Source organism: Streptomyces venezuelae (assembly GCF_008642315.1).
In the GTDB taxonomy this organism is placed as follows: Bacteria; Actinomycetota; Actinomycetes; order Streptomycetales; family Streptomycetaceae; genus Streptomyces; species Streptomyces venezuelae_D.
The window spans coordinates 8158413-8178869 of the sequence record NZ_CP029192.1 but is presented as its reverse complement, the minus strand read 5'-3'; the positions used below and the strand labels follow the sequence as shown (position 1 = coordinate 8178869).

Here is a 20457-nt window from a genome sequence, read left to right as displayed (position 1 = left end):
ACTGCCATGAACAATCCCGCCGACAAGTTGGTCGACCTGCTGGACCTGGAGCAGATCGAGGTCAACATCTTCCGGGGCCGCAGCCCGAACGAGTCCTTGCAGCGCGTGTTCGGCGGACAGGTCGCCGGCCAGGCTCTGGTGGCGGCGGGCCGCACCACCGAAGGCGACCGTCCGGTGCACTCGCTGCACGCGTATTTCCTGCGCCCGGGCCGCCCGGGCGTGCCGATCGTGTACCAGGTCGAGCGGGTCAGGGACGGGCGCTCCTTCACCACGCGCCGCGTCACCGCGGTCCAGCAAGGCAGGACCATCTTCAATCTCACCGCCTCCTTCCATCAGCCCGAACAGGGCGCCTTCGAACACCAGCTGCCGCCGCGCCTGGCGGCCCCTTCTCCGGAGTCGCTGCCGACGGTCGCCGAGGAGATCAAGGAGCACCTCGGCGCGCTCCCCGAGCAGTTGGAACGCATGGCCCGCCGTCAGCCCTTCGACATCCGCTACGTCGACCGGCTGCGCTGGACCGCCGAGGAGATCAAGGACGCCGAGCCGCGCAGCGCGGTGTGGATGCGCGCCGTGGGACCGCTGGGCGACGATCCGCTCGTGCACACCTGTGCGCTCACCTATGCGAGCGACATGACGCTCCTCGACGCGGTCCGCATCCCGGTCGAGCCGCTCTGGGGGCCACGCGGCTTCGACATGGCGTCGCTCGACCACGCCATGTGGTTCCACCGCCCCTTCCGCGCCGACGAGTGGTTCCTCTACGACCAGGAGTCCCCCATCGTCACGGGAGGCCGCGGCCTCGCCCGGGGGCGCATCTACGACACGGAGGGCCGTCTCCTGGTGTCGGTGGTTCAGGAGGGGCTGTTCCGGCCGTACGGAGAGCGCCACATGGACAGCCCGACATCGGGCGCCTGACCGGCGAGTGGCCTGAGCGGGCAGGAGGCGGGGGATATGTGGTGGGCATCTGTGTCTCCGTTCGCGACAGGTTGCGGGCACGATCGAGCACCCGGGCGTGACAGAGCTGCTGAGACTGTGAAGGGGCGGGGGCATTGAACGGGCATTCGGGCGCGGACAGGGATCGGCTGCTGTCGCAGGCCGTGCGGCTTCGGGAGACGGGGCGGCGCGAGGAGGCCAGGGAGCGCCTTGTCGCTCTGTCCGCCGAACTTCCTCACGACGCGGAGGTCGCGTACCAGGCGGCGTGGGTCCACGACACGCTGGGCCTTGAGGCCGAGGCGGTGCCGTACTACGAGCGCGCGCTGAGCGGATCGGCGTTGACGGATGACGACCGTCGCGGAGCGCTGTTGGGCCTGGGCAGCACGTACCGAATCCTCGGTCGCTACGCGGAAGCGGTCGCCACCCTCAGCGAGGGTGTGGCCGAGTTCCCCGAGGACAACGGACTCAAGACGTTCCTGGCCATGGCCTTGTACAACACTGGTCGAACGCACGAGGGGATGCAGCTGCTTCTGACGCTGCTCGTCACCACGACCGGAGACCCTGAGCTCGCGGGCTACCGTCCCGCCATCGAGGAGTACGCCAAGGATCTGGACGCGACGATGGGATGACACCGTCGCAGACGGGACGGTTTGGCCCTCACCTGCCTAGGGTTTACGGCGGCGAAGCCACTTCAGCAGGCCTCTGGGCGGCTCCTCCACCGCGACGGTATCGCCTGGCGCTGTCCACTCCGTGGCGTGGGAGCTCGGTTCATGGTCGGTTCGCGGTGCCGGCCGTGGCGCCGGACGCTGCGCGCGGGCCTGGACGAGACCGATCAGAAGGCTGGAGCGCAGCCATCGGATCTCGTCGGGATCGTCTGCCGTCGTGATCCTTTCCACGATGCGCGCCCCGGGCGATTCCGGCCCTCCATGGCTGTTGCGCGGCGCGGGCTTGAGCCGGTTGAGGTAGGCGCGTTCGTAGGGGTCCCGGACGATCTCCGCGATCTGTACCGGGTCGAGCAGCGAAGCCATGACCGCCACCCGCTCCCACGCGTCCTCCGACTGCCGGAGCAGGAATCCGGCGTGCCGTCCCCGCCAATTGCGGGCCCGCAGGTCCTGGCCCTCTTCGAGCCGTCCTCGCATCGATTCGGGCAGGCGGCCCGTGAGAAGTGCGGCGTTGAGTTCGGAAGCGGCGAAATGCTGCAGCTCTTCGGCGAGATAGAGCCAGACGACAGTGCGGTACCGATTCAGGTACCACTTCACGGGCGTCAGGAAGCCCGCGCGGGCAAGGCGGGTGAAGCGGGCCGTGGTGATGTCCATGAGCTCGGCACCCTCCGTGGTGCCCACGGCTCTGACGCCCTCCCGCAAAGCTTCGAGGCAGCCCTCTCCTCCGCGCACGCGGTCGATCTCCCCGCGGGTGACGCGGCGTTGCCCACCCGGCGCCTCCCCTACCGTGCGGATGCGCCCGAGCATGACGGCCAGGTCGAACTCCCCGCGCTTCAATCCCAGTTCCCTGGCTGCCCAGCTCGGTGTGACGGTCGGCCGGACGGTCGTCTGCCCGGCCTGGTGCGTGATGGTGTCACCGGTCATCGTGGTTCTCCCCCGTGCTTGGTGAATTGCTCTCGGGAAAAACCGTAGACCGACCTCCGCGATTCTCGCTGAGCCTGTGGATAACTCTTGACGTGGCAGCGTCAGTGCAGGTCAGAGGTCCACGACCGGGGTGCGTTCCGGTTGCCGTGCGTCCACGCCGAGGTGCTCGCCGACCCGGTTCACGAGCAACGTCATCTCGTAGGCGACCTGGCCGATGTCCGCCTCCGCCGAGCTCAGGACGCACAGGCAGCTGCCGTCGCCGGCGGCGGTGACGAAGAGAACCGCGTCGTCGAACTCGATCATCGTCTGACGGACGTTTCCGGCGTGGAAGTGGCGGCCCGACCCCTTGGCGAGGCTGTGCAGCCCCGAAGAGACCGCCGCCAGGTGTTCCGCGTCCTCCCGCTTCAGGTCCGAACTGGCGGCGGTCACCAAGCCGTCGTTCGACAGCACCAACGCGTGTCGTACGTGCTCCATTCGCTGGGTCAGGTCGTCCAGCAGCCAGCCGAGCCCCATGCTCTGCCCCATGTTCCTGTCTCCCCGTGTGCGTTCCGCGTCGAATCCCCCTGGCTGGAGGATCTGACCTGCCAGCCTTCCCCACGACCGGCGCCCCGGCAAGCATGATGAGGACATGGCACAGAAGATGACCGATGACCAATGGCGGGCTTTCGTCTCGCACGGCACACGCACCGGCAAACTCTCGACCGTCCGGGCCGACGGCAGCCCGCACGTCGCGCCGATCTGGTTCCTCCTCGACGGGGACGACCTCGTCTTCAACACCGGCAGGGAAACCGTCAAGGGACGCAACCTCGCGAGGGACGGACGGATGGCGCTGTGCGTCGATGACGATCAGCCGCCGTTCGCTTTCGTCGTCCTCCAGGGACGCGCCGAGCTGAGCGAGGATCTCGACGAGGTGAAGCACTGGGCGGGGCGGCTCGGTGCGCGCTACATGGGCGAGGACCGCGCCGAGGAGTTCGCCGAGCGCAACGGTGTTCCGGGTGAGCTCCTGGTCCGCGTGCGCATCAACAAGGTGCTCGCGTACGCCGCTGTCTCCGACTGACGCAGTCGACTCGCGGGTTTCGTCGCGGTCCGGCTGACGCGCTTACCGCCGGTCCGTCCGAGGCTCATCCGACGGAGTCGAGCAGCCGGGCGGTATGCACCCGCCCGGCGTACTCGACCAGACGTATCAGCACCTCCTTTCCCGAGTCGCGGTCCCGGGCATCGCACAGCACCACCGGCGTTCCACGGTCGAGGTCCAAGGCCCGTGACACTTCGTGCGCGCCGTACGTACGCGTCTGCGCGAAGCAGTTGACTGCCACGACGAACGGGATGCGACGGTGCTCGAAGTAGTCCACGGCGGGGAAGCAGTCCTCGAGCCGTCGGGTGTCCGCGAGGACCACGGCACCGAGGGCGCCCTGCGACAACTCGTCCCACAAAAACCAGAAGCGGTCCTGGCCCGGAGTGCCGAACAGGTACAGCGACAGGCCGGATCGGATGGTGATGCGGCCGAAGTCCATGGCCACAGTCGTCGTGGTCTTGCGGTCGATCCCTTCGGTGTCGTCCACCGACTGGCCCACCTCACTCAGCAGTTCCTCGGTGCGCAGCGGGCGGATCTCACTGACAGCACCCACCAGGGTGGTCTTGCCCACCCCGAAACCGCCCGCGACCAGAATCTTCAGCGCCATGGCCGTCGTCTCGGTACCCATGGCGTCAGAGCGCTCGGAGCCCATCGATCACCTCTCGGAGGATCTTTTCGTCGGGAAGCTGTGCGGGTGGCACGGGACGGCTGACTTTCACGCAGCCCATCTCCAGCAGGTCGCCCAGGAGCACCCTGACCACGCCGACGGGCAGATCGGCGCCGGCTGCGAGCTCGGCGACGGACTGCGTCTCCGCGCGGCACAGCTCGATGAGTGCCCGGTGTTCTGGTCCGAGTGCCGTGCTGTCCCCGGTTCCGGGCGCGCCGTCGTCCAGCGTCACCAAGGCGATCAGATCGAAGCGGACTCCACGCGGTCCCGGTTTGGTCCGTCCGCCCGTCATCGCGTAGGGCCGGACGAGGGGACCCGCTTCGTTGTCGTACCACTGGCTACCCGGCTGCTCCGGGGTGCCGCTCATGTCCTCGGTCATCGGTACCACCGCCCCCGGTCATCCGGCGGCCGGTGGCTGCTCGGCGAAGCGCGCCGGAGTGTAGAGATGCTCTCCCACTCGTTTGACCATGCGCGCCATCTCGTATGCCACCAGGCCGATGTCCGCCGTCACCGCGGTGAGTACGGCGAGACAGGAGCCGTCGCCTGCGGCGGCCACGAACAGGAACGCGTCGTCCATCTCGACCATGGTCTGACGTACGCCGCCCGCACCGAAGTGTCGGCCCGCTCCCTTGGCGAGACTGTGGAAGCCCGAGGCGACAGCAGCGAGGTGCTCGGCGTCCTCGCGCGTGAGGGCGGTCGACGCGCCAACCGGGAGTCCGTCGTTGGACAGCACCACCGCGTGCCGCACCTCGCTGACGCGAAGGACCAAGTCGTCAAGCAACCAGTCGAGTTCTCCGGTTCGCCCGGTGGGGAAGCTCCGGTCCTGGATCATGCGGGATCTCCTTCGATGCGGTCGCTGCCCGGGACGGACCCCAAGGGCGTGGGTGCCGAGCCGCCGGTGCCAGGAGGCCGCCCGCCACCACGTGCCCAGCCGTCGCGGTAGGCGGTCATGCGGTCGCGCACCTCTTCGGGACTCCGCTCGTCGCTCCCGACGCCCTCTGCCTCGCGTCCGCCGCTAGCGGGATGGCGTTCGCGCAGTTGAGGGGCGAGGCTCGCCTGCCGTACGCGGCGCGGCAGTTCACTCGACGCGTCCTGTGCGGCCTCCTCCGCGTCGGGTCCGGCGATGTCGAGGGCGTCCGTCTCCATGGGCGTGGTCCTCGTGCCCGGCGCCTCGCGGGTGTCCCGGCCGTGGTGCAGCCGCAGCGTGGTGACGCCGGGTGGCGACGAAGCCTCGACCGCGGCAGCCAGAGCGGGTCGGGTGGCGGGGGGTGGGACGGAGTCGACGTTCATGTCCTGGCCCGTTGGTTCGTGCACGCGCGCGTGCTCCTTGTAGAGATCAGCCCTGGCGTCAAGATCAGCCGCGGCACCAGTCCCACGCGCCATCCGCTGGGCCTCCGAGCGAGGTTGTCGGCTTTCCGGTGTACCGCTGTGCAGGAGAGCGGTCGGCAGCAGGACGACCGCCGTGGTGCCTCCGTAGGGGGAGGTGCGCAGGTGCACTTTGATGTCGTGGTGTGCCGCGAGCCTGCTGACCACGAAGAGGCCGAGTTGGTCGCTGTCGAAGAGGTCGAGCGCCTCGGAATGCTGGATACGACGATTGGCTTCCTCGAGAGTCTCCTTGCCCATGCCCAGTCCGCGGTCCTCGATCTCCAGGGCATAGCCGTTGCCCACCGGTTCGCCGCTGACGCGCACCTTGGTGTGCGGGGGCGAGAACTGTGCGGCGTTCTCGACGAGCTCGGCAAGGAGGTGGGTGAGGTCGGCCACCGCGGTGCCCAGGATCGAGGTTGCGGGAAGTTGTCGCACCTCCACGCGCGCGTAGTCCTCGACCTCGGAGACGGCAGCGCGCACGACGTTCGTCAGGGAGACGGGCCTCCGCCAGGCCCGGCCGGGCGCGGCTCCGGAGAGAATGATCAGGCTTTCCGCGTGGCGCCTCATCCTGGTGGTCAGGTGGTCCAGCCTGAAGAGGTCGCTGAGCTCGTTGGGGTCGTCGGCCCTGCGCTCCATGGTGTCGAGGAGGCTGAGCTGGCGGTGGACGAGCACCTGCGTCCTGCGGGCCAGGTTGACGAAGACTCCGGAGATGCCGCTTGCGAGCTCCGCGCGCTCGATCGCGGCGCGCAGGGCTGCTCGATGGACGGTGCCGAGCGCTTCGGCGACTTGACCGATCTCGTCATCCGCAGGTGGCCCCTGAGGCGCCTCCGCGCGCGTCTCGATCTCTTCGCCTGCGCGCAGCCGCCGCATCGCCTGGGGAAGTTTGCGTCGTGCGATTTCCAGGGCTCCGTTGCGGAGGCTCACCAACTCGACCACGAGTTCTCGACCGATGCGTACGGAGATGACGAGTGAGGCCGCGACGGCGGCCAGTCCGAGCAGGACCGCGGCACCCGCCGGGGTGAGCACCCCGTGTGTCAGGGGATCGGAGCGGCCGGCGGCGCTGCGGTCCGACCTTTCCTCGATCGCGTGGAGTTCGCTCCGCACGGTCGCGTACGCCTCGTTCCACGTCGTCGACGGGGCCGCGGCGAGAGCCTTTCGCCCGGGCTCGGCCACGAGGACCTTGTCCTCGATCGCCCGAACGTCCCCGTAGGCCCGGGCTCCCTCAAGTCCGCGCCACGCCGCCCGCTCAGGACCGCGTAGATCCGCGACCGCTGTTTCGGTCAAGGTGCGGCGGGTGTCGACGGCTCCGGTGAACAGCCGGAGTCGCTCGCCCTCCAGGGCTCCGGCTCTCCGGGCCGCGGCGAGCACGGCGTCCTCACGGGCCAGCATCTCCCCCGCCCTGGAGAATTCGAGCAGCACGCGCGCGTGGGAACCCTGCGTGCTGTCCGGCATGCCGGTGAGGGCACCTCCCACCGCGAAGGCCTGGGAGATCGCCCTGGTGTACTGGCCGTACGTCGCGTCCCAGCCGGTACGCCGGTCCAACACGTCGGCCCGCAGCGGTCGGAGACCTTCGGCGCCGGTCACGAAGGTCTCCAGGCGGTCGCCCACCCCTTCGGGAAAGCCTGCTCCGTCGGCGACGGTCCGTTTGCCCCCGAGGCGCAGTTCTGCCACGGCGCGGTCGGTCACCGCGGCCCGGCGCCGCAGCTCGTCCCTGCGGTCGGCTCCGGGCTCGACCGCGTAGCGCACGGCGGCGACGCGTTCGGCCTGGAGGGCGGTGACGGCCTTCTCGACCGGACCGCGTACGTCGGTGTCGGCGCGCTGCACCTGCCGTAGACGGGCTACGTCCTGCGCGGTGGTGACGGTCGCGTACCCCCACAGGGCGAGGAGCGAGACGACGGGCACCATCAGCAGGCACACGATCTTGGCCCGGACGGTACGCGGACGCAGTCGCCACCACCCCGCGCGCGTGGTGGCCCCGTAGGTCGCGGGCTCTACGGACTGGTCCTCGTCTTCCGGGCGCTCGTCGGCCGGCGGGCCCGCGTGGGCACGACGGCCGCGCGTCGGCTGTCCAGGAGGCACGGCATGAGAGGCCGCGCCTGCGGCAGGATCGGAGGTGCTTCGGGTGGTGTCCATGGCCTCCTCGCTCGGTTGGATGGGGTGCGGCGTCCCGGCCGTCCCCGGATGCCTCCTCAGGAGGCGACACCGTCAACGGGTCGCTGGGCCGACACGGAGGCCTCACGCTCGCCCTTGGTGGGGGACAGTGCGACGAAGGCAGAGGTCAGGAACAGGTAGGAACCGAGGCCGACGGCGACGGGAAAGATGAACTGCATCGTGGTGGCTCCGGGCAGGGCGGCCTCCGAAGGGGTCACCCGCACACTGACCGCGAGCATTCCGGTGTAGTGCATGCTGGTCACGGCTCCGCCCATGACCAGAGAAGCCGCAACGACCGCGAGCGGAGACTTGATGTTGAGACCGGCCCAGAGCGCCGCGGTCGCCGCAACGACCGCGATGACCACGGAGAGCCCTACCAGGACCGGGTCGTAGCGCACGTCACCGTGCAGGTTCAGGGCCGCCATGCCGAGGTAGTGCATGCTCGCGACGCCGAGCCCTGTGGTGAGTCCGCCCAGCGCGAGGGCGCGTCCTCGGTCGCGGCCGTATCCGACGGCGAAGACCCCGGCGCCGACGACGGCCATCGCGACGAGGAGGCTCACGAAGGTGAGGAGCACGTCGTAATGGATCTCCGTGCCCGTGACGCCGAAGCCGAGCATGGCGACGAAATGCATCGTCCAGATGCCGGTCCCGAGGGCGGAGGCGGCGGTGATGAGCCAGTTCCGCCGTGACCTGCCTGTGGCGTCCAGGGCGCGGACGGTGCAGCACAGCCCGAGGGCGGCGCCGATACTGGCCATCGCGTACGACAGCACGGGGGTCAGCCAGCCGAAGGTGGCGTGGTCCAGGTGTCCCATGGCCCCGGGACGGTAGTCCGAGGGCAGGCGCACGACGGGGGCGCATTTCGAAAGCTGCTGCAATGTGACAGAGAGACGGCCCTGAACGATCGCGTCACGCTCGAACGAGTGCGCCCAACGTACGTGCGGCACTGTGCGGGATCATGGGTCGTATGAGCGACGACCACACGCAGGTCCAAGAGTTCTTCACGGCCCGCGCGGCCGACTGGGACACACGCTTTCCCGACGACGGGCCCGCCTATCGAGCCGCTGTTGCCGAACTCGCCCTGAGCCCCGGCTCCACCGTGCTCGACGCCGGCTGCGGCACAGGGCGGGCGCTGCCGGCGCTGAGAGACGCCGTAGGGCCCTCGGGCGTCGTGCTCGGCGCCGACTTGACGCAGGCGATGCTGGAGGCCGCGACGCGGGCAGGCAGGGACCTCGCCGGGCAGCTGCTGCTCGCCGACGTGACACGTCTGCCGGTGCGCACGCAGTCACTCGACGCCGTGTTCGGCGCCGGACTGATCTCACATCTGCCCGACCCCGGCGAGAACCTCCGGGAGTTGCGGCGGGTCGTCCGCCCCGGAGGGCTGCTGGCACTCTTCCACCCCATCGGCAGGGCGGCGCTCGCGGCACGTCAGGGGCGGCAGATCACCCCCGACGACCTGCGGGCCGAGGCCAACCTGGGACCGCTGCTCGCGGGTTCCGGCTGGCTCATGACCTCGTACGTCGACGAGGACGCCCGCTTCCTCGCTCTGGCCGTGCGCCAGGACTGATCGCGACCCGGGCAGCGGGCGACAAGACCGGTCAGATCATCCCCCGGCGATCGCGGCGGCGAAGGCGTCCGCGTTGTCGAACATGACGTTGTGTCCCGCTCCTGGCACGGTGACCACGCGCACCCCTGCCGCCGTCAGTTCGTCGCGCCCAGCAAGCTCTCCGCTCGCGTCGCCCTGCAAGTAGACGCGGTCGACCGGCAGCCCCAGGAGCATCCGCCGCATCGTCGGGTGAGTTCCCGCGACGAGTCCGGTCGCGCTCCGGTGAAGAGCCACGGGGTCCGCGAGGCGCATGGTGGCCGCCCAGGTGGGGCCGGCCTTCTCCAGCACGCGGGCGTAGCCACCCGCGATGAAGTCGTCTTCCGTGTACGAAGCGATGCCGCTGCTGCCTGCCGTCGCGGGAGGACGAGGATCGAGGTTGGCCTCGGTGAGGACCAGCCTGGTCACGAGCTCGGGGCGCCTGTGTGCGAGCACGATGGCCACGGAGCCGCCCATACTGTGCGCGATGATTTCCGCCCCTGTCACCTGCGCCTCGTCAAGGACGGCGGCCACTGCGTCCGCGTGGTCTTCCAAGGAATAGCCGAAGTCGGCAGGCCGGTCACTGAGGCCGTGTCCGGGCAGATCCACGAACAGAGTGCGCCTCCCGGCCAGTTCGGGCCGTGCCGCTATGTGGGCGTGATAGACCGTGGACGCCGCCCCGAGGCCATGGACGTAGATCCGCGCCGGGCCGGCCCCATCCACCTCGGTCCACCGCACTCGGCTGCCCTGCGCATCGAACTGGGCCTCCTTCACCACCGCACCCCGTTTCCTTGATCGTGTCGTTCACTCGGCCCACTGCCTGGGCTTTCCGGAGACAATACATCGGTGCCGATGTATTGCGTAGTAGAGGTACAGCGGGCGAGTAAGCGTGAGGCAGAATGCAGTCATGCTCGAACTGGCCATCCTCGGATTCCTCTACGACGCAGCCCTGCACGGCTACGAACTGCGCAAGCGCATCACCGCGCTGACCGGGCATGTGCGGCCCGTGGCGGAAAGCACCCTCTATCCCGCCATCAAGCGGCTGGAGAAGGCCGGGCTGTTGGCCAGGGAGACTCAGCCGGGTGCCGTGGCCGCGCCGCGCCACGTCCTCAGCCTCACTCCGGCCGGCGGGCAGGAACTGCGGAAGCGACTCGCCGAGCCGGCGCGGGGGGACATCACCGACGAGAACCGATGGTTCACACTTCTCGCCTTCCTGCGCCACCTCGACGACGTGGAGGCACAGGCTGGGGTGCTGCGGCAGCGCCTCGCCTTCCTGGAGGAGCCGGCCAGCTTCTTCTATGACGGTGAACGGCCGCTGCGCGCCGAGGAGCTCGAGGACCCCTTCCGGCGCGGGATCCTCACGATCGCCCGAGCGACGAGCCGTGCCGAACTGGCCTGGCTGCGCGACACCTTGGCATCACTCGACGGAAGTACTCGCTGACGTGCCCTTGTGCGGCACCGGGCAGCCGCGAACACCCGGCACGGGGAACGAGCCGAGTTCGGCAACCTCGTACCCGTCGGGGTACCCCTTGATCTCCCGGTTCTGACGCGCGTAATGCGGCAGCCTGCGCGGCGGCATGAGGCGCACGACCCGCCCCCGCAGCCGTACTGCGCCACGAACCAGCGAGCGGGTGAGCGCGTCCGGATCCTCGTAACGGAAGGCCCGCAGCAAGGGCTCATCCAGTAGCGCGATGGTCGCCTTGCGCAGCACGGGCGCCAGGGGGCTCGGATACCACGACGCCATCAGGTCCAGAGTCGCGTCGGAGACGCTGCGGGCCCCTTGGTCCCAGCCGAAGTTCGCCTCTTCGTACGCGTCGAGGAAGTTCTCGAACTCTTCGTAGGAGTCCGGAATCTCCTTGATGCCCATGTGCTGGCCGAGGGTGCGGTAGTACATGGCGGCGGCGGCCATCTCGTGACGCGAGAGCCTGCGCCAGCCGTAGGCGTCGATCCACCTCTTCGGCACCACCACGAACGTGCACAGCACGTATCGCATGTCGTCGTTGCTGATGTCGTAGCTACGGTGCATCTGGTTGATGCGACGGATGGCGATGCGGCCCTCGTCGCCGGTGAATCCGTGCTCCACGACGGTGTCGAGCAGGAGGGCCGTGTCGTCGTACCTCTTCTGCGTACGCCCCGTCAGCTCTGCCGTCTGCGCGAGCAGTCGCCCGATACTGGGCACCGCATACGTGCGATAGAGGGCGAGTTCGAGAGCGCGCGTGTAGTCCCACGGAAACTCGAACGTCGTGGTGAGACGGTAGATCTCGAGGTAATCCCGCTCCGGATCCAGGAGCCTGATCTGCTCAAGTCGCTCGAAACGCTTCACCGCGCGGTCCCCCTTCTGTCACCGGATCAGCAACTCTACGTTGGCGTAGGGCAGATGCAGGGAACAACGGTGGTGCCGCACACCGGGGGAAGGTAGACCGCATGTTTGACGCACTCCGTAAGTTCTGGCGCGCCGACAAGCCACCACAGCCCGAGAAGGGCTCTGCGCGCGGCAGCGGCAAGCACGAACGCCCGCACAACCTCTTCGAGGCGGCCGCCGTCTATGTCGCCGCATGCGCGGAGGACGATCAGACCAGGATGGACGAAGCGACAGGATGGGTCTCTCCGGAGGCGCTGTCCTTCGGTGTCAACGAACTCGCGTGCCGCGCGGTCATAGCTCTGGCGCGCGAACGCGATGAGTCACCTCGAGACGTGGCCCGATTGCTCCTGGGGCTGCCCGCCGCTTGAGGGGCTCCCCGCCGATCTCGTCCCCAATAAGGCGATGGGCCGGTGATTTTCCTGGTCATCCACCTCTCGACGATTTCCGGGGCCAGTGGTTAGGGTGCGCCGACGGATGAAGCGATGGGGAGGCTGGCATGGCCGGGACGGACGACGCTGTCGCCGCCGACGACGACGCGCTGTACGTACTGACGGCAGTGCTCCTGACGCCCGCGAAGTTCCCCAGCGTGCTGGGCGACGACTATCCGGAGGCCTGCGGGGCGTTGGATCTGCCGCCGCTGGCCGATGGCTATGGTCTGGTGCTGGGCCAGGACGCGGCGGGAGCGCGCTGGACGGTCGTCGTCGACGATGTCTCGCTCGTGGCCGTGGCGATCGCCTCGTGGGACTGCGGCATGGAATACGACCTCTCCCCTGACGAACGCACCGTGGTCACCGCACTGCCCGGATGGCCGCTCGCTGTCGCGGTGGCCGCTCCCGGAGTACCTGCCCCGCACGACCCCGAACCGGACCCCGAGTCGGGCCGACCCCCGCTGGCGCCACCGTTGGCCGGAGAGTGGGGCCCCGCACAGCGGCGACTGGGTGCGGACGAGATAGCGCTGCAGTGGGCGGCCTGGCGGGCACAGATCGACGACAGTGACTTCGATACGGAGGGGGCCGGGGAGGCCGAGAAGAAGGACACTCCGGCGGGTGCCGAGGCGGCGCCTCTGACCGGTGTCAGGCGCATCCTGGCGGAAGCCCGTGCCTACGTGGACACGCCGCCACCCCTCGGACGGGTGCGGTCGGCCTTCGCCTCGGGTGACGCGCGCACTCTGCGGGCCGACGGTCCGGGCTGGTCCTTGGTCGCCAGGACCGACGACATCGCCTTCGTGCTCCTCGACGAAGAGCCGGGGGAGGTACTCCCCGTGGGCCGTGGCCCCGAGCTTCCCGCGCTCCTGGAGGCCCTCGACAAGATGGCGGTGCGTCCGTCCTGAGTCGCCTGCCGGCTCATCCGTGGCCTTCGCCTGCCGGACCGTCCGGGACGAGCGGTCTCAGTGGCCTATCTCCTTGCGAGTGACGCGGCGCAGTCGGCGCCGCTGGCCCGAGTCGAGCGTGAGATAGGCCGCCGCGGGGACTCCGAGCACGATCAGGAGCGCTGCCCACCACGGCAGCCAGATCAGCAGAATGATCCCGGCCGCCACACCACCTGCGGCGATCTTCGCCTTCTTCGACATGTGCGTCGCCTCCTTCGCGGCGTGTGCCGCTGTCTGTCTTGGAAAACGGCAGCCGCTCCCTCACAGTTCCTGGCCGCGACCCTGAGAGACCCCTGAGTCGTGCCCCCTACTGGTTGCCCGCTGCTCGTCCTGGCTCCCTGCCTGCTCGACCGGCTTCCCGGCCTACTCGACGCGGAGCGGCTCGCCGACTTCGTACATGTGCCGCAGGACCTGCCGGTAGGAGTCGACAAAGCCGGCCTCCGTGTAGGACATGCCCACGGCGGCACAGTGGGCGCGGACGACAGGCTGGGCGAGGCGCAGGTGGGGCCGGGGCATGCTCGGGAACAGGTGGTGCTCGATCTGGTAGTTGAGTCCGCCGAGGAACCAGTCGGTCACCGGGCCACCGCGGATGTTCCGCGAGGTGAGCACCTGGCGACGCAGATGTCCCCAGCGCTCGCCGTTCGGGTCCGGCATCTCCATGCCCTTGTGGTTGGGCGCGAAGGCCAGTCCGAGATGCAGACCGAACAGTGCCTGGTGGACCGCGGCGAAGGCGAAGGCGTGACCGAGGGGCATGGCAGTGAGCAGCAACGTCACGTAACCGACGAGGTGCGCCACCAGCAGCAGGCCTTCGACGACGCGTTCACGCGGAGCCTGGCGCCGCAGGTCCTGGAAGCCGTAGATCTTCATGGCGACGCCCTGGAGGAGCGTCAGCGGAAAGAACAGCCAGGACTGGTTACGGGTCAGCCATCGCCGGAATCCGACGCGGACCTTGGCCTGCCGACTGGTCCACACGAGGACGTTCGCGGCGACGTCGGGGTCCTTGTCGATGTGATTGGGGTTGGCGTGGTGGCGGTTGTGCTTGTCGGTCCACCACGCCGAGCTCATTCCGAGCAGGAGATTGCCGTGCACGAGACCGATGGCACGGCTCACGGCACGGTCGGCCGATATCTGTGAATGGCCCGCGTCATGGCCGATGAACGCTGTCCGGGCGCACAGGATGGACAGCATCGGCGCGAGCAGGAGCACCCACCATGAGGTCCCGAGAAGGAACATGCCGACGCCCACGGCGATCAGGCCGACGGCATTCACCGCGATGGTTCGCGCATACCAGCCGGTGCGTCGGTTGAGGAGGCCTCGGTCCTTGACCGTGCGCAGAAGAGGTGCAAAATCACTTCCGGCGCTCCGCCCGCCTGTGCCGGATGGGGAGCGTGTGCCGGATGGGGAGCGTTCCGCTACTGCGGCGGCCTGGGACATGGTGGGTCTCCGGTCTTCATGACAACGGGCTGACCTCATAGAACGTACGGATCAGTGACCTGGGGCAACCATGGCGGCACCACCCGTGTCCAACCGGGGGCCAGCACCGCCTGCCAGGGGGGCTGGCTACACCCTCCGAAGGGAAAGTGTCATGGATCACTGAGCCGTGGGCTTCGCGAAGGCTTCCATGTGCTGTACTCTCGGCCGCTCCGGTCTCAGTAGTCAAATTTGAGGAATGCGCCATCGCTGTGCACAGGCTCCCTGTCGTGTCCCCCTCCGAGATCTCCGAACTATCACGCTGTTCCGTTCTCTTCGTGCCTGCCGACCCGCCCCGCGACGGACGCGTGGCGTTCTGGCACGCCGACGGCACCGAGCCGCCCCATACCTCTGCCGGTGCCCACGAAGAGCTGACCCTCGTCGTACCGGGGGAGGAGGGCGTCGAGCTCGCGGCCGTGTCCGCGACACTGGTTCCCGTCCGCGCCGCGCTGCCCGTCCTCACGCGCGCGCGTGCCGCTGCGGAGACACATCCGACAGGCGCTTTCTGGGGTACAGCGGGAGTGCTGGCCCTTCAACTGGCGGCTCGAGGTCTGCTGTTGCCGGGGCTTTCCGCCAGCGATCACGACGCGTGGCGCGCCGGTCCGTTGAGTGCCGAGGATCTGCAACGGCTGCGCGAGCTGGCCGCCGCAATGCCGCCCGCCGCCCACGCCCTGCCGCTGGACGACAGCGTGCCGCTGCGACTGTCCGACCCGGAGCATGTGCTGCGTCAGTTCCTCGACGCCGTGGCCGACACACTCCCGCGCTCCCCCGCCGCGCCGCTGGCCGCGGGAGGGCCCGTATTCGCCGCTGCCGAGCCCCAACATGTGCCGGAGCAGCGCTCCTGGGCACTGGACGTCGCGGCCGGGCACGACGCCGGGGTGCGGATCTCTCTGCGTGTGGAGATTCCTGGTCTCGCCACGCTGTCCGACGACGGTACTCGACTGCCTTTCCGGGCCGTGCTGCAGTTGCACAGTGTCAGCGATCCTTCGCTGGTCGCGGACGCCGCGGAGGTGTGGGCGGGATCCGGCCCCTCGGGCAAGTCCTTCGGCCCGCGTGCTCGCATGGACGCCCTGCTCGCGTTGCGTCGCGCCACGCGCGCGTGGCCGCCGCTGGCCCCTCTCCTGTCGGCCGGCGTCCCCGACGCGATCGAGCTGGCCGACGAGGACGTCACCGCGCTCCTGAGCGACGGCGCCCGCATGTTGGCGGCTGCGGGCGTCGACGTGCACTGGCCCAGGGAACTGGCGCGCAATCTCACCGCACACGCCGTCATCGGCCCGGTTGACGACGGTGAGAGCGACCAGAAGGGCCCGCACAAGCTCTCCTCGGATACGCCGTCCTTCCTCTCGGCCGACGCACTCCTCGCCTTCAACTGGCGTTTCGCGCTGGGCGACCAGCAACTCACTCGGGCAGAGCTGGACCGCCTCGCGGAGTCGAACCGCCCGGTCGTGCGGCTGCGCGATCAGTGGGTTCTGGTCGATCCGGCTGAAGTCCGCCGCGCTCGCGACCAGCAGGATCACAAAGTCACCCCGATCGACGCACTTGGTGCCGCGCTGACGGGCACGGCCGAGGTCGGAGGGCAGCGAGTCGACGTGGCGCCGACGGGGTGGCTCGCCACCCTGCGCGAGCGGCTCGCCGACCCGGAAGGCATGGAGCCCGTCGGGCAACCCGCGGCCCTCGCCGCCGAGCTGCGCGACTACCAGCTGCGCGGCCTGAACTGGTTGGCACGCATGACGTCGCTCGGACTGGGCGCCTGCCTCGCGGACGACATGGGCCTCGGTAAGACGATCACGCTGATCTCCTTGCATCTGCACCGTCAGACGCAGGAAGAGTCCGCCGGACCCACCCTGGTGATCTGTCCGACGTCGCTCATGGGCAACTGGCAGCGCGAGGTCGAGAAGTTCGCACCGGGAACGCGCGTACGCCGTTTCCACGGTTCCCAGCGCAACCTCGACGATCTGGCACCCGGCGAGTTCGTCCTGACCACCTACGGGACGATGCGCCTCGACGCGGAGAGGCTCGGCCAGGCCTCCTGGGGCATGGTCGTCGCCGATGAGGCACAGCACGTCAAGAATCCGTACTCGGCCACAGCCAAACAGTTGCGCACCATCACTGCACGCGCGCGCGTGGCGCTCACCGGCACACCTGTGGAGAACAACCTCTCCGAACTGTGGGCCATCCTCGACTGGACGACCCCCGGTCTGCTCGGCCGGCTCGGCACCTTCCGTACGCGGTACGCCCAGGCCGTCGAGGGCGGCTCGGATCCCGCTGCCGCCGAGCGACTCGGACAGCTCGTGCGTCCGTTCCTGCTGCGCCGTCGCAAGTCGGATCCGGGGATCGCTCCCGAGCTGCCGCCGAAGACGGAGACCGACCGCGCCGTCTCGCTCACCGCGGAGCAAGCGGGCCTCTACGAAGCAGTGGTGCGGGAAACACTCGCGGATATTTCCGGCGCCGACGGATTCGCGCGCAGGGGTCTGATCGTCAAGCTCCTCACCGGGCTCAAGCAGATCTGCAACCACCCGGCGCAGTACCTCAAGGAGGACGAGCCCCGCATCACGGGCCGTTCCGGAAAGCTGGAGCTGCTCGACGAGTTGCTTGACACGATCCTCGCGGAAGAGGCAAGCGTGCTCGTCTTCACGCAGTACGTCCAGATGGCGCGGCTCATCGAGCAGCATCTCTCGGCGCGTGGCGTTCCCTCGCAGTTCCTGCACGGGGGCACTCCTGTACCGCAGCGCGAGGCCATGGTGCAGCGCTTCCAGGACGGTGAGGTGCCTGTCTTCCTGCTGTCCTTGAAGGCGGCGGGAACAGGCCTGAACCTGACGCGTGCCGAGCACGTCGTGCACTACGACCGCTGGTGGAACCCCGCCGTGGAGGCGCAGGCCACCGACCGCGCGTACCGCATCGGGCAGACGCAGCCGGTGCAGGTGCACCGGCTGATCGCGGAGGGGACGATCGAGGACCGCATCGCCGACATGCTGCTGCGCAAGCGGGAGTTGGCGGACGCCGTCCTCGGATCCGGCGAGGCCGCTCTCACCGAGCTGACCGATGCCGAACTGTCGGATCTTGTGGAGCTGCGAGGGGGCACGCGATGAGTGACATCCACGATGAGGCGTACGACGAAGGGGACGGCACGCGCGCGGGAGCGGGGTCGGAGGAGCGTACGTTCGCGGCGTTGCCGCCCGCACACGGGCGGGGGTTCGCCCAGAGCTGGTGGGGTCAGGCCTGGTTGAAGGCTCTTGAGGACACCGCCCTGGACCTGCAGCAGTTGAAGGCCGGACGTCGGCTCGCTCGCGCGGGCGCCGTGGGTGCCGTTTCCGTGCGTCCCGGCCGCATCACGGCAGTGGTCAAGGATCGGGACGGTACACCGCACCGTTCCGATGTGCTGCTGCAGGAGTTGAGCCCGGAGGCGTGGGACCGCTTCCTGGAGATGGCCATCGAGAGAGCGGGTCACATCGCCGCGCTCCTGGACCGTGACATGCCGCCGCACCTGGTGGAGGATTCCGCGGCGGCCGGTGTCGAACTCCTGCCGGGCATCGGGGATCTCGAGCCGGAATGCGACTGCGAGGCGTGGGACCACTGCGGGCACACGGCGGCTCTCTGCTATCAGGTGGCACGTCTGCTCGATGAGGACCCGTTCGTACTGCTGCTGATGCGAGGGCGCGGGGAGCGGGTGCTTCTCGACGAGTTGCAGGCACGCAGCGCCTCGACGGCCGAGGCCCAGGAAGCACGCGGGGACGCCCAGGAGGCCGGTCCGGTGGGCGTGGACGCCGCGGAGGCGTACGCGGACGGCGCCATCCTTCCGCCGCTGCCCGCCCTGCCTCCGCTGCCCGCGGAGCCCGGCGTGCCGCCGACGCTCGACACGGAGGCGGAGCCCGCTGCGGGGCTGGACGTGGCCGCGGTCGAGTTCCTGGGCGCACAGGCTGCCGTCGAGGCGTACCGCGTCCTGGCGGATGCGCTGGCACCCGGCCACGATCGCCTTCCTGTCGAAGACGACTTGTCGACTGAGGAGGACGCTGTCCGCCTGGCCGCGGCGCGGCCCGGGACCGCGATCGAGACGCGGCTCGCGGCGGCTTCCGAGCGCGGTCGGGACGGGCTCGATCTTGCCGTCCGGGCTTGGAGGCTCGGGGGCCGGGCCGCCCTCCACGTCCTCGAAGAGACGTGGACGCCGGAGGACGAGGCGCTGGCACGCGCGCGTGCCGCACTGGACGCCGCCTGGGACGAGGACGAGCGGCCCCGACTTCACGCCGCGTACAACCGCTGGACCGTGGTCGGCGCTGATGTACAGCTGCGCCACGGGCGCGACGGGCGCTGGTGGCCCTACCGCAAGGAAAGCGGCCGTTGGGCTCCCGCAGGGCCTGCGGCCCAGGACCCGGCGACGGCACTGGCCGTCGCCGACGGAGACGAGTGACGCGGCCCGCCCGGGTGCCCTAGGTCCTCCTGCCCGCGCGGGAGGCGCCGTCGGCACGTCTCCCTTCGTTCACCCGGAGGCCTCCTCGGGTTCGTGATGGCGGCGAAGTCTGGCCGCTGTCACGAACCCTGTGCCTCAGGAGGCCTCGATGTCCCCGCACACCGCCCGTAAGGGCCGTGTCCGCCGTTCCATAGCCATCGGCCTGCCGCTCGCCGTGGTCGCTGCCCTCGCGGTGACGGGCACCGCGACAGGCCGGTCGGCCGGCGGGCACGGTGAGGCGCGCGTGACCGCCGCCGCGACCCTCGACGACATTCCGCTCGGCACCTTCAGCAACAAGCTGCTGCCGGGCACGGTGAAGGACGACCGCGGCGTCGACCTCGGCGGCATCGGCAGCGACCTGTACCCGACGGGCCGCAAGGGTGAGTTCTGGACAGTGGCCGACCGAGGACCCAACGGTCAGATCAAGGTCGACGGCAAGAAGCGCCGCACCTTCCCGGTCCCCGGTTTCGACCCGGCGATCGTGAAGATCCGGGTCCGTGGGGACAAGGTCGAGGTCGTCTCCGCACTGCCCCTGACGACCTCCTCCGGGAAGCCCGTCACCGGGTTGCCGAATCAGGAGGGACGCGACGAGGCCCCGTACTCGTACGACGCGAAGACCCCGGTGTCGTACGACCCGAACGGACTGGACACGGAAGGGCTCGTGCGTGCCCCGGACGGCACCTTCTGGCTGGTCGACGAGTACGGGCCGTCCCTCATCCATGTCTCCGCGCGCGGGAAGGTCATCAAGCGGTACGTGCCGCGCGGGCTGAAGCTGCGCGGCGCCGACTATCCGGTGGTCGAGGCGCTGCCCGACGTCCTTCTGCACCGCAAGACGAACCGCGGCTTCGAAGGGCTCGCCCAACTTCCCGGCGGTGACCTGGTGATGGCCGTGCAGAGCCCGCTCTCCCTGCCTGACGAGGGCGCGGGTGAGGAGTCGCGGACCGCCCGGCTGCTGCGCTTCTCGCCGGCGAAGCAAGCCGTCACCGCCGAGTACGCCTACCGGTTCGATCCCGTGGGCCTCGTCGACCCCGGTGAGGACGACACGTCCGAACTGAAGATCTCTTCCGTCGTCGCCACAGGACGCGACAAGCTCCTCGTCCAGGAGCGCACCGACAAGGCCGCACGCCTCCAGGCCGTCACACTGGACCGTGGCGCGAACATCCTGGGCAGCAAGTGGGACAGGAGCACGACGCGGCCCTCCTTGGAGGAGCTCGACGACCCCGCCTCCTACGGAGTACACGTTCTGAGGAAGCGTCTGGTGGTCGACCTGAACACGGTCGAGGGCGTGCCGGACAAGATCGAAGGCGTCGCCCGGGTCGACAGGCGCACTCTGGCCCTCATCAACGACAACGACTTCGGTATGAGTGACGGCCCGGAGGCATTCGACAAGGACGGCCGCCTCGTGGACAGCGGCACCGAGACCACAGTGACGTACGTACGGCTCCCCCGGCGGTACTGACTC

The 20457-nt window shown here is 69.3% G+C and carries 21 protein-coding genes; 10 read left to right on the top strand and 11 right to left on the bottom strand.

Annotation, left to right across the window (positions count from 1 at the left end; translation table 11 throughout):
• The first annotated feature begins 6 nt into the window (after positions 1 to 6).
• Positions 7 to 909, top strand: coding sequence for an acyl-CoA thioesterase (locus DEJ48_RS36185; protein WP_150220333.1), 903 nt, complete (start codon positions 7 to 9; stop codon positions 907 to 909).
• 134 nt (positions 910 to 1043) lie between these two features.
• Positions 1044 to 1556: a tetratricopeptide repeat protein gene (locus DEJ48_RS36180; protein WP_150220332.1), complete on the top strand. Its 513-nt coding sequence runs from the start codon at positions 1044 to 1046 to the stop codon at positions 1554 to 1556.
• Positions 1557 to 1592: 36 nt separating this feature from the next.
• Here the strand turns inward: DEJ48_RS36180 and DEJ48_RS36175 are convergent, their stop codons facing one another.
• Together DEJ48_RS36175 and DEJ48_RS36170 are read right to left on the bottom strand one after the other, a co-directional pair.
• Entirely contained in the window at positions 1593 to 2513 is a 921-nt protein-coding gene (locus tag DEJ48_RS36175; protein ID WP_150220331.1) for a DUF6397 family protein, read from the bottom strand.
• Between the two features lie 111 nt (positions 2514 to 2624).
• Positions 2625 to 3038 carry a roadblock/LC7 domain-containing protein gene (locus tag DEJ48_RS36170; RefSeq protein WP_150220330.1) on the bottom strand — a complete coding sequence of 138 codons (414 nt, stop codon included), beginning with the start codon at positions 3036 to 3038 and terminating at the stop codon, positions 2625 to 2627.
• A 103-nt stretch (positions 3039 to 3141) separates the two neighbouring features.
• Between DEJ48_RS36170 and DEJ48_RS36165 the strand changes: the two genes are divergently transcribed.
• A complete protein-coding gene (locus tag DEJ48_RS36165) occupies positions 3142 to 3570 on the top strand; it encodes a PPOX class F420-dependent oxidoreductase (RefSeq protein WP_150220329.1) in 429 nt (142 codons plus the stop codon).
• Positions 3571 to 3634: 64 nt separating this feature from the next.
• Here the strand turns inward: DEJ48_RS36165 and DEJ48_RS36160 are convergent, their stop codons facing one another.
• From DEJ48_RS36160 to DEJ48_RS36140, 5 genes are read right to left on the bottom strand one after another with little or no spacing between them, the layout of a single operon-like run.
• The gene (locus DEJ48_RS36160) at positions 3635 to 4240 is read right to left on the bottom strand and encodes a GTP-binding protein (protein ID WP_150220328.1); all 606 of its coding nucleotides are present in this window, start codon (positions 4238 to 4240) and stop codon (positions 3635 to 3637) included.
• Positions 4221 to 4634, bottom strand: a complete 414-nt coding sequence (locus DEJ48_RS36155) for a DUF742 domain-containing protein (RefSeq protein ID WP_150220327.1) — start codon at positions 4632 to 4634, stop codon at positions 4221 to 4223. The genes DEJ48_RS36160 and DEJ48_RS36155 overlap by 20 nt, the downstream gene beginning before the upstream one ends.
• 18 nt (positions 4635 to 4652) lie before the next feature.
• Entirely contained in the window at positions 4653 to 5087 is a 435-nt protein-coding gene (locus DEJ48_RS36150) for a roadblock/LC7 domain-containing protein (protein ID WP_150220326.1), read from the bottom strand.
• Positions 5084 to 7753 (bottom strand): nitrate- and nitrite sensing domain-containing protein, encoded by a 2670-nt coding sequence (locus tag DEJ48_RS36145; protein ID WP_150220325.1) that lies wholly within the window; start codon positions 7751 to 7753, stop codon positions 5084 to 5086. Before DEJ48_RS36145 ends, DEJ48_RS36150 begins: the two co-directional genes overlap by 4 nt.
• A gap of 56 nt (positions 7754 to 7809) precedes the next feature.
• Entirely contained in the window at positions 7810 to 8583 is a 774-nt protein-coding gene (locus tag DEJ48_RS36140; RefSeq protein ID WP_150220324.1) for an MHYT domain-containing protein, read from the bottom strand.
• A gap of 152 nt (positions 8584 to 8735) precedes the next feature.
• Between DEJ48_RS36140 and DEJ48_RS36135 the strand changes: the two genes are divergently transcribed.
• Positions 8736 to 9335 (top strand): class I SAM-dependent methyltransferase, encoded by a 600-nt coding sequence (locus tag DEJ48_RS36135; protein ID WP_150220323.1) that lies wholly within the window; start codon positions 8736 to 8738, stop codon positions 9333 to 9335.
• Positions 9336 to 9371: 36 nt separating this feature from the next.
• Here the strand turns inward: DEJ48_RS36135 and DEJ48_RS36130 are convergent, their stop codons facing one another.
• Positions 9372 to 10124 (bottom strand): alpha/beta fold hydrolase, encoded by a 753-nt coding sequence (locus DEJ48_RS36130; protein WP_150221604.1) that lies wholly within the window; start codon positions 10122 to 10124, stop codon positions 9372 to 9374.
• A 133-nt stretch (positions 10125 to 10257) separates the two neighbouring features.
• Between DEJ48_RS36130 and DEJ48_RS36125 the strand changes: the two genes are divergently transcribed.
• Positions 10258 to 10791 carry a PadR family transcriptional regulator gene (locus tag DEJ48_RS36125; protein WP_150220322.1) on the top strand — a complete coding sequence of 178 codons (534 nt, stop codon included), beginning with the start codon at positions 10258 to 10260 and terminating at the stop codon, positions 10789 to 10791.
• On the opposite strand, the gene DEJ48_RS36120 is transcribed toward DEJ48_RS36125, so the two are convergent.
• The gene (locus tag DEJ48_RS36120; protein WP_150220321.1) at positions 10768 to 11673 is read right to left on the bottom strand and encodes an oxygenase MpaB family protein; all 906 of its coding nucleotides are present in this window, start codon (positions 11671 to 11673) and stop codon (positions 10768 to 10770) included. The genes DEJ48_RS36125 and DEJ48_RS36120 overlap by 24 nt on opposite strands.
• 101 nt (positions 11674 to 11774) lie before the next feature.
• Between DEJ48_RS36120 and DEJ48_RS36115 the strand changes: the two genes are divergently transcribed.
• A complete protein-coding gene (locus DEJ48_RS36115) occupies positions 11775 to 12080 on the top strand; it encodes a hypothetical protein (RefSeq protein ID WP_150220320.1) in 306 nt (101 codons plus the stop codon).
• 128 nt (positions 12081 to 12208) lie between these two features.
• Complete coding sequence (locus DEJ48_RS36110; protein ID WP_150220319.1) at positions 12209 to 13042, top strand: hypothetical protein; 834 nt, start codon at positions 12209 to 12211, stop codon at positions 13040 to 13042.
• A 57-nt stretch (positions 13043 to 13099) separates the two neighbouring features.
• Here the strand turns inward: DEJ48_RS36110 and DEJ48_RS36105 are convergent, their stop codons facing one another.
• Both DEJ48_RS36105 and DEJ48_RS36100 read right to left on the bottom strand, forming a co-directional pair.
• Positions 13100 to 13282, bottom strand: coding sequence for a hypothetical protein (locus tag DEJ48_RS36105; RefSeq protein WP_150164367.1), 183 nt, complete (start codon positions 13280 to 13282; stop codon positions 13100 to 13102).
• A 162-nt stretch (positions 13283 to 13444) separates the two neighbouring features.
• Complete coding sequence (locus DEJ48_RS36100; RefSeq protein ID WP_150220318.1) at positions 13445 to 14515, bottom strand: fatty acid desaturase family protein; 1071 nt, start codon at positions 14513 to 14515, stop codon at positions 13445 to 13447.
• A 248-nt stretch (positions 14516 to 14763) separates the two neighbouring features.
• Between DEJ48_RS36100 and DEJ48_RS36095 the strand changes: the two genes are divergently transcribed.
• The 3 genes from DEJ48_RS36095 to DEJ48_RS36085 all read left to right on the top strand — a co-directional run bounded on the left by DEJ48_RS36095 (position 14764) and on the right by DEJ48_RS36085 (position 20454).
• Positions 14764 to 17640: a DEAD/DEAH box helicase gene (locus tag DEJ48_RS36095; RefSeq protein ID WP_150220317.1), complete on the top strand. Its 2877-nt coding sequence runs from the start codon at positions 14764 to 14766 to the stop codon at positions 17638 to 17640.
• On the top strand, positions 17637 to 18956 hold the full coding sequence (locus DEJ48_RS36090) for an SWF or SNF family helicase (RefSeq protein ID WP_150220316.1): 1320 nt from the start codon (positions 17637 to 17639) through the stop codon (positions 18954 to 18956). Before DEJ48_RS36095 ends, DEJ48_RS36090 begins: the two co-directional genes overlap by 4 nt.
• A gap of 148 nt (positions 18957 to 19104) precedes the next feature.
• On the top strand, positions 19105 to 20454 hold the full coding sequence (locus tag DEJ48_RS36085) for an esterase-like activity of phytase family protein (RefSeq protein WP_150220315.1): 1350 nt from the start codon (positions 19105 to 19107) through the stop codon (positions 20452 to 20454).
• The last annotated feature ends 3 nt before the right edge of the window (positions 20455 to 20457 follow it).

Excerpts from the sequence above, each read along its gene's own strand:
- DEJ48_RS36185 (WP_150220333.1), top strand. The coding sequence starts at position 7 with ATGAACAATCCCGCCGACAAGTTGGTCGACCTGCTGGACCTGGAGCAG.
- DEJ48_RS36175 (WP_150220331.1), bottom strand. The coding sequence starts at position 2,513 with ATGACCGGTGACACCATCACGCACCAGGCCGGGCAGACGACCGTCCGG.
- DEJ48_RS36170 (WP_150220330.1), bottom strand. The coding sequence starts at position 3,038 with ATGGGGCAGAGCATGGGGCTCGGCTGGCTGCTGGACGACCTGACCCAG.
- DEJ48_RS36165 (WP_150220329.1), top strand. The coding sequence starts at position 3,142 with ATGGCACAGAAGATGACCGATGACCAATGGCGGGCTTTCGTCTCGCAC.
- DEJ48_RS36160 (WP_150220328.1), bottom strand. The coding sequence starts at position 4,240 with ATGGGCTCCGAGCGCTCTGACGCCATGGGTACCGAGACGACGGCCATG.
- DEJ48_RS36155 (WP_150220327.1), bottom strand. The coding sequence starts at position 4,634 with ATGACCGAGGACATGAGCGGCACCCCGGAGCAGCCGGGTAGCCAGTGG.
- DEJ48_RS36150 (WP_150220326.1), bottom strand. The coding sequence starts at position 5,087 with ATGATCCAGGACCGGAGCTTCCCCACCGGGCGAACCGGAGAACTCGAC.
- DEJ48_RS36145 (WP_150220325.1), bottom strand. The coding sequence starts at position 7,753 with ATGGACACCACCCGAAGCACCTCCGATCCTGCCGCAGGCGCGGCCTCT.
- DEJ48_RS36140 (WP_150220324.1), bottom strand. The coding sequence starts at position 8,583 with ATGGGACACCTGGACCACGCCACCTTCGGCTGGCTGACCCCCGTGCTG.
- DEJ48_RS36135 (WP_150220323.1), top strand. The coding sequence starts at position 8,736 with ATGAGCGACGACCACACGCAGGTCCAAGAGTTCTTCACGGCCCGCGCG.
- DEJ48_RS36125 (WP_150220322.1), top strand. The coding sequence starts at position 10,258 with ATGCTCGAACTGGCCATCCTCGGATTCCTCTACGACGCAGCCCTGCAC.
- DEJ48_RS36115 (WP_150220320.1), top strand. The coding sequence starts at position 11,775 with ATGTTTGACGCACTCCGTAAGTTCTGGCGCGCCGACAAGCCACCACAG.
- DEJ48_RS36110 (WP_150220319.1), top strand. The coding sequence starts at position 12,209 with ATGGCCGGGACGGACGACGCTGTCGCCGCCGACGACGACGCGCTGTAC.
- DEJ48_RS36105 (WP_150164367.1), bottom strand. The coding sequence starts at position 13,282 with ATGTCGAAGAAGGCGAAGATCGCCGCAGGTGGTGTGGCGGCCGGGATC.
- DEJ48_RS36100 (WP_150220318.1), bottom strand. The coding sequence starts at position 14,515 with ATGTCCCAGGCCGCCGCAGTAGCGGAACGCTCCCCATCCGGCACACGC.
- DEJ48_RS36090 (WP_150220316.1), top strand. The coding sequence starts at position 17,637 with ATGAGTGACATCCACGATGAGGCGTACGACGAAGGGGACGGCACGCGC.
- DEJ48_RS36085 (WP_150220315.1), top strand. The coding sequence starts at position 19,105 with ATGTCCCCGCACACCGCCCGTAAGGGCCGTGTCCGCCGTTCCATAGCC.